At 64.4% G+C, this 5,116-nt stretch carries 5 protein-coding genes and 1 pseudogene; 5 read left to right on the top strand and 1 reads right to left on the bottom strand.

The genetic code is table 11. The annotated features are described in order from the left end of the window. The first annotated feature begins 149 nt into the window (after window positions 1-149). From Q0W88_RS10265 to Q0W88_RS10245, 5 genes are all read left to right on the top strand, one after another. On the top strand, window positions 150-1,379 hold the full coding sequence (locus tag Q0W88_RS10265) for an NnrS family protein (protein WP_297803218.1): 1,230 nt from the start codon (window positions 150-152) through the stop codon (window positions 1,377-1,379). 4 nt (window positions 1,380-1,383) lie between these two features. Then, window positions 1,384-1,788 (top strand): SirB2 family protein, encoded by a 405-nt coding sequence (locus Q0W88_RS10260; RefSeq protein ID WP_297803215.1) that lies wholly within the window; start codon window positions 1,384-1,386, stop codon window positions 1,786-1,788. Window positions 1,789-1,855: 67 nt separating this feature from the next. Then, window positions 1,856-3,331 (top strand): copper-containing nitrite reductase, encoded by a 1,476-nt coding sequence (nirK, locus tag Q0W88_RS10255; protein WP_297803212.1) that lies wholly within the window; start codon window positions 1,856-1,858, stop codon window positions 3,329-3,331. Between the two features lie 2 nt (window positions 3,332-3,333). Beyond that, window positions 3,334-4,101 (top strand): formylglycine-generating enzyme family protein, encoded by a 768-nt coding sequence (locus Q0W88_RS10250; RefSeq protein ID WP_297803209.1) that lies wholly within the window; start codon window positions 3,334-3,336, stop codon window positions 4,099-4,101. 7 nt (window positions 4,102-4,108) lie between these two features. After that, window positions 4,109-4,672 (top strand): SCO family protein, encoded by a 564-nt coding sequence (locus Q0W88_RS10245; RefSeq protein ID WP_297803206.1) that lies wholly within the window; start codon window positions 4,109-4,111, stop codon window positions 4,670-4,672. A 66-nt stretch (window positions 4,673-4,738) separates the two neighbouring features. Here Q0W88_RS10245 and Q0W88_RS10240 read toward each other — a convergent pair. Then, a pseudogene (locus Q0W88_RS10240) lies at window positions 4,739-5,116 on the bottom strand (hypothetical protein); the annotation flags it as partial.

Raw genomic sequence — 5,116 nt, 5'->3', positions numbered from 1 at the left:
CTGCGCTTTTCCACCTGCCTCGGCGGCGCCGAGGTACTGGCGTTGATGGCGGATGCCGGCTTCCCGGTCGCGGCCTCGGCGCTGGAAGGCGTGCCGTCGGAATGCTGCGGCGGCTGCGGCGGTTGAGCCGGACAGCCGGGAGCGCCCCCATGTCGATCGAAAGCGAACTCAAGAACCTGCCCGACATACGCCTGCTGGCGGCCGCGCCGCACCGGCTGATGTTCTTCATCGGCGCCGGCAACGTACTGTTGGCCATGGCCTGGTGGACGTTCTGGCTGCTCAATTCGCGCTGGCCGATGCTGGATGTGCCGCAGCTGGCGATTCCGGCCGGTTGGATGCACGCGCTGATCATGCAGTACCAGGTGCTGCCGTCCTTCATCTTCGGCTTCCTGCTGACGGTGTTCCCGCGCTGGATGGGTTTGCCGGCGTTCAGCCGCTGGCATTACCTGCCGGTCGGTTTCGGCCTGCTGGCCGGCCAGGCGCTGACCCTGGTCTCCTTGTTCGGTTACGAGCACCTGCTGTTCCTGGGCTGGCTGTTGACCGCGGCCGGCTGGCTGACCGGCACGGTGTATCTGGCCCTGCTGTTATGGCGCGACCCGAACACCACCTGGCATGCCATCAGCGCGTTCGTGGCGCTGTTGCTGGGCTTGACCGGCATCGGCCTGGTGTTCGCCTACCTGTTCAGCCGCGATCCGCACTGGATGTTCGCGGCCATCAAATTCGGCGGCTTCGGATTGCTGCTGCCGGTGTATGTCACCGTCTGCCACCGCATGCTGCCGTTCTTCGCCGGCGCCGCGTTGCCGGGCTACCGCGCCTATCGGCCGATGCCGGCGCTGGCCGCATTCTGGCTGCTGGCGATGGCGCATCTGGGCCTGGAGCTGGCGCACGCGTATGCCGGCCTGTGGCTGGTCGACCTGCCGCTGGCCGCGCTTTCGGCATGGCTGCTGTGGCGTTGGTGGCCGCGGCGGCGCATGCCGGCGCTGCTGGCGGTGCTGATGCTCGGTTTCGCCTGGCTACCGCTGGCCGCCCTGCTGTATGCGGCACAGAGCCTGTGGTTGCTCAATACCGGCGAATTCCTGCTCGGCCGTGCGCCGGCGCATGCGCTGTTCATCGGCTTCTTCGGCAGCCTGTTGGTGGCGATGGTGACGCGCGTGACCCAAGGCCATTCCGGCCGGCCGCTGCAATTAGGTGGCGTCGCGGCGTTCGCTTTCATCACCGTGCAGGTCGCCGCCGTAGTCCGCATCGGCGCCGAGCTGGGCTCCGATATCCTGCTCTGGTACGGCGCGGCCGGACTGCTGTGGTTGCTGGCGTTCCTGCCCTGGGGCCTGCGCTCATTGTGGATCTACCTGACGCCGCGCGCCGACGGACAACCGGGATAAGGCCATGATCGAATTCTATGTACCTATCAAATCGGTACACGTCGCGGCGGTACTGGCCAGCGGCGGCCTGTTCGCCGTGCGCGGCCTGCTGGTGCTCTCCGGCCGCGCCTGGGCGATGTCGGCGCCGCTGCGCTATCTGAGCTACGGCATCGACAGCGTATTGCTGACCGCGGCACTGATGCTGGCCACCATGTTGCCGGGCGCGGTGTTCGCCAACGGCTGGCTGGCGGTGAAGCTGACGCTGTTGGTGCTGTATGTGGCACTCGGCAGCTTCGCGCTCAAACGCGGCCGCAGCCGGCGCACGCGCGCATTGTGCTTCGTCGCCGCAGTCACGGTGTACGCGTTCATGTATTCGGTGGCGCGCACGCACCAGCCGTTGGGCTGGTTTTTCTTTTTTCAGGCGGATTGACATAGGTCAGGGACGCGACGGCGGAATCGGCGTACTGTGGCCTCATCTACACACGGATGGAGGTCCCATGAAACGCCTGATATTGCCCCTGATGATCGGTGCCGCGCTGCTGACGGTGACCGCTGCGAAAAACCCCGCCGATACCGGTGGCTCGGCCGCCGGCGATTTCGGTCCGCCGCAGGGCGAGCCGATTCATGCCATTCTGACCAGTCCGCCGATGGTGCCGCCGGCAATCACCCGTAAAACGCCGGCAAAGGTCATCGTCGATCTGGAAGTGCGCGAAGTCGAAAAAGAAATCTCCGAAGGCGTCAAGTACACGTTCTGGACATTCGGTGGCACCGTTCCGGGCAGCTTCATCCGCGTGCGTCAGGGCGATACCGTGGAGTTCCATCTGAAGAACCATCCCGACTCGAAGATGCCGCACAACATCGACCTGCATGCCGTAACCGGCCCGGGCGGCGGCGCCGCTTCGAGCTTCACCGCCCCCGGCCATGCGTCCCAGTTCACTTTCAAGACCCTCAACGCCGGCCTGTACGTGTATCACTGCGCCACCGCGCCGGTGGGCATGCACGTTGCCAACGGCATGTATGGTCTGATTCTGGTCGAACCGCCGCAGGGCATGCCGAAAGTGGACAAGGAATACTACGTGATGCAGGGCGATTTCTATACGGTCGGCAAATACCGCGAGAAGGGCATACAGCCGTTCGACATGCAGAAGGCCATCGATGAAAACCCGACCTATGTGCTGTTCAACGGTTCCGAGGGCGCGCTTCTGGGCGACAAGGCGCTGAAGGTCAATGTCGGTGATACCGTCCGCCTGTATGTCGGCAACGGCGGGCCGAACCTGGTGTCGAGTTTCCACGTGATCGGCGAGATCTTCGACAAGGTCTACACCGAGGGCGGCAGCAAATACCAGGAAAACGTGCAGACCACGCTGATTCCGGCCGGCGGCTCGGCCATCGTGGAGTACAAGGCGGAAGTCCCGGGCACCGGCGTCATCGTCGACCATTCAATCTTCCGAGCCTTCAACAAAGGCGCACTGGGGATGGTGAAGACCGAGGGTCCCGAAAACAAAGCGGTTTATTCCGGCAAGGAAGTGGACAGCGTCTATCTGGGCGACAAAGCGGTCAGCTCCGCGCCGGTATCGGCGGCGGCCGTGGCTTCGGCCGGTGGCACATTGACCAAAGCCCAGCAGATCAAGGCCGGCGAGGCGCTGTTCAACGGCACCTGTTCGGTTTGTCACCAGAGCAACGGCGCCGGAATTCCGAATGTATTTCCGCCTCTGGCGAAATCGGACTACCTCAATGCCGATACCGTCCGCGCCGCCGGCGTGGTGCTGAACGGCCTGAGCGGCCCGGTTACCGTCAACGGCGCCACCTATAACTCGGTGATGCCGCCGATGAGCCAGCTCAACGACGATGAAGTCGCCAACATCCTGACTTATGTCCTCAACAGCTGGGGCAACAACGGCGGCCAACTCAGTGCCGCGGATGTCGCCAAAGTCCGCGCCAACACGCCGCGCCCGAAAGGTGCCGCACACTGACCGTGCACAGCCTGTTGCTCGCAATCGCGCTGATACCCGCTGCCGGCCATGCCGGCAGCGGATTCGTGCATATTCCGGCCGGCGAATTCAGATCGGTGCTGAAATACGAAGATGTCACTGGACCGGTGAAAGTACCGGCATTCGCCTTGATGCGGACGCCGGTCAGCAATGCCGACTTCCTGGCATTCGTGCGCAAGCACCCGGAGTGGCAACGCGGCCGTGCCGCGCCGGTTTTCGTCGAGGCCGACCATTACCTGTCACATTGGCAGTCACCGCTGGTGCCGGGGCCGAATGCAGCACCGCAGCAACCAGTGACCCGCATCAGCTGGTTCGCCGCCACGGCCTACTGCGAATCCCTCAATGCCCGCCTGCCGACCTGGAACGAATGGGAATACGTGGCTGCCGCGGACCGGACACGGCGTGATGCGCGTTCCGATCCGGCCTGGCGCGAAGAACTGCTGCGCTGGTATGCGGAGCCGTCCAGCGGAACGTTGCCGCCGGTCGGCCGGCAAGCCGCCAATGCCTATGGCATCCAGGACATGCACGGTCTGGTCTGGGAATGGACCCAGGATTACGCCGCCATGCTGGTGTCCGGCGACAACCGCACCCAATCCGATCCGGACAAGGCCAAGTTCTGCGGCGCCGGTGCGCTTGCCATCGAGGACAAGGAAGATTTCGCGGTGATGATGCGGGTAGCCATGCTGTCCTCGCTGGAGGCCGTCAACAGCACCTCCAATCTCGGTTTCCGCTGTGCCCGTTCGATACCCTGAGGTTCCGATGAAAATCCTTTTTCTTGCCCTGCTGATGCTGTTGCCCCTGGATGCGAATGCCGGCGACTTGCCGCCGGATTCCGTGCTGCAGACCGGCGGCACCTTCACCGACCAGGACGGGACAGCGTTCCGGCTGGCATCACGCCAGGGCAAGGCCCAGATCGTGGCGATGTTCTACACCTCCTGCCAGTACATCTGCCCGCTGATCATCGACAGCGCCAAAGGCGTCGAGCATGCGCTGAGCGAATCCGAACGCGGCGGGCTGCGCGTCCTGCTGATCAGTCTGGATGCGGAGCGCGATTCGCCGGCGGTACTGCGGGCGGTCAGCCGCGAACGGCACCTGGACACGGCGCGCTGGACGCTGGCGCACACCGATGCCGACGGCGTGCGCAACACCGCCGCCGTGCTCGGCATTCGCTACCGGCAACTGGAAGGCGGTGACTTCAACCACACCAGCGCGATGATCCTGCTCGACCGCAGCGGCCGCATCGTGGCGCGCACCGAAAATCTCGGCCCAGTGCCCGATCCGGATTTCCTGGCCGCCGTGAAGCGGACGCTGGCGCAGCCCTGAGGCCCGTGCGGGATGGCATGAAAAAGCCGCCATCCGGCGGCTTTTTCGGTGAAACGCAATCGGCGCTCAGTACACGTATTCGACGCTGACCCACAGCTTGCGGGTATCGCGCGCGAAGCTGTCGGCCTGATAGTCGGCGAGTTTCAGCAGACCGGCCCAGTGCTTATCGAAGGCATAGGCCAGCGATGCGTTCCATTCGCTGCCGTAGTGGCGGCTGCCGGCATCGGACCGGTAATCGTGCCAAGCCACGGCGGCGGTGGCCTTGCCGAATTTTCGGTTCCAGCCGAGGTAGGCATCGTCCAGGCCATCGACCGGTGTATTCAGGAATTTATCGGCCCAGCCGTTGAAGGCATGCAGCGTGGCGAACGGGGTCGCGAAGCCGTAGCGGCCGTTGCCGCCCAGTTGTTCCCAGCCCGCTTTGAAGGTATTGGCTTTCCAGACCAG

The sequence above is a fragment of the Arenimonas sp. GDDSR-1 genome, from assembly GCF_025980345.1.
Classification (GTDB): domain Bacteria; phylum Pseudomonadota; class Gammaproteobacteria; order Xanthomonadales; family Xanthomonadaceae; genus Arenimonas.
Note: the sequence above shows the minus strand (reverse complement) of the source record. Positions and strands in the feature narration are given on the sequence as shown.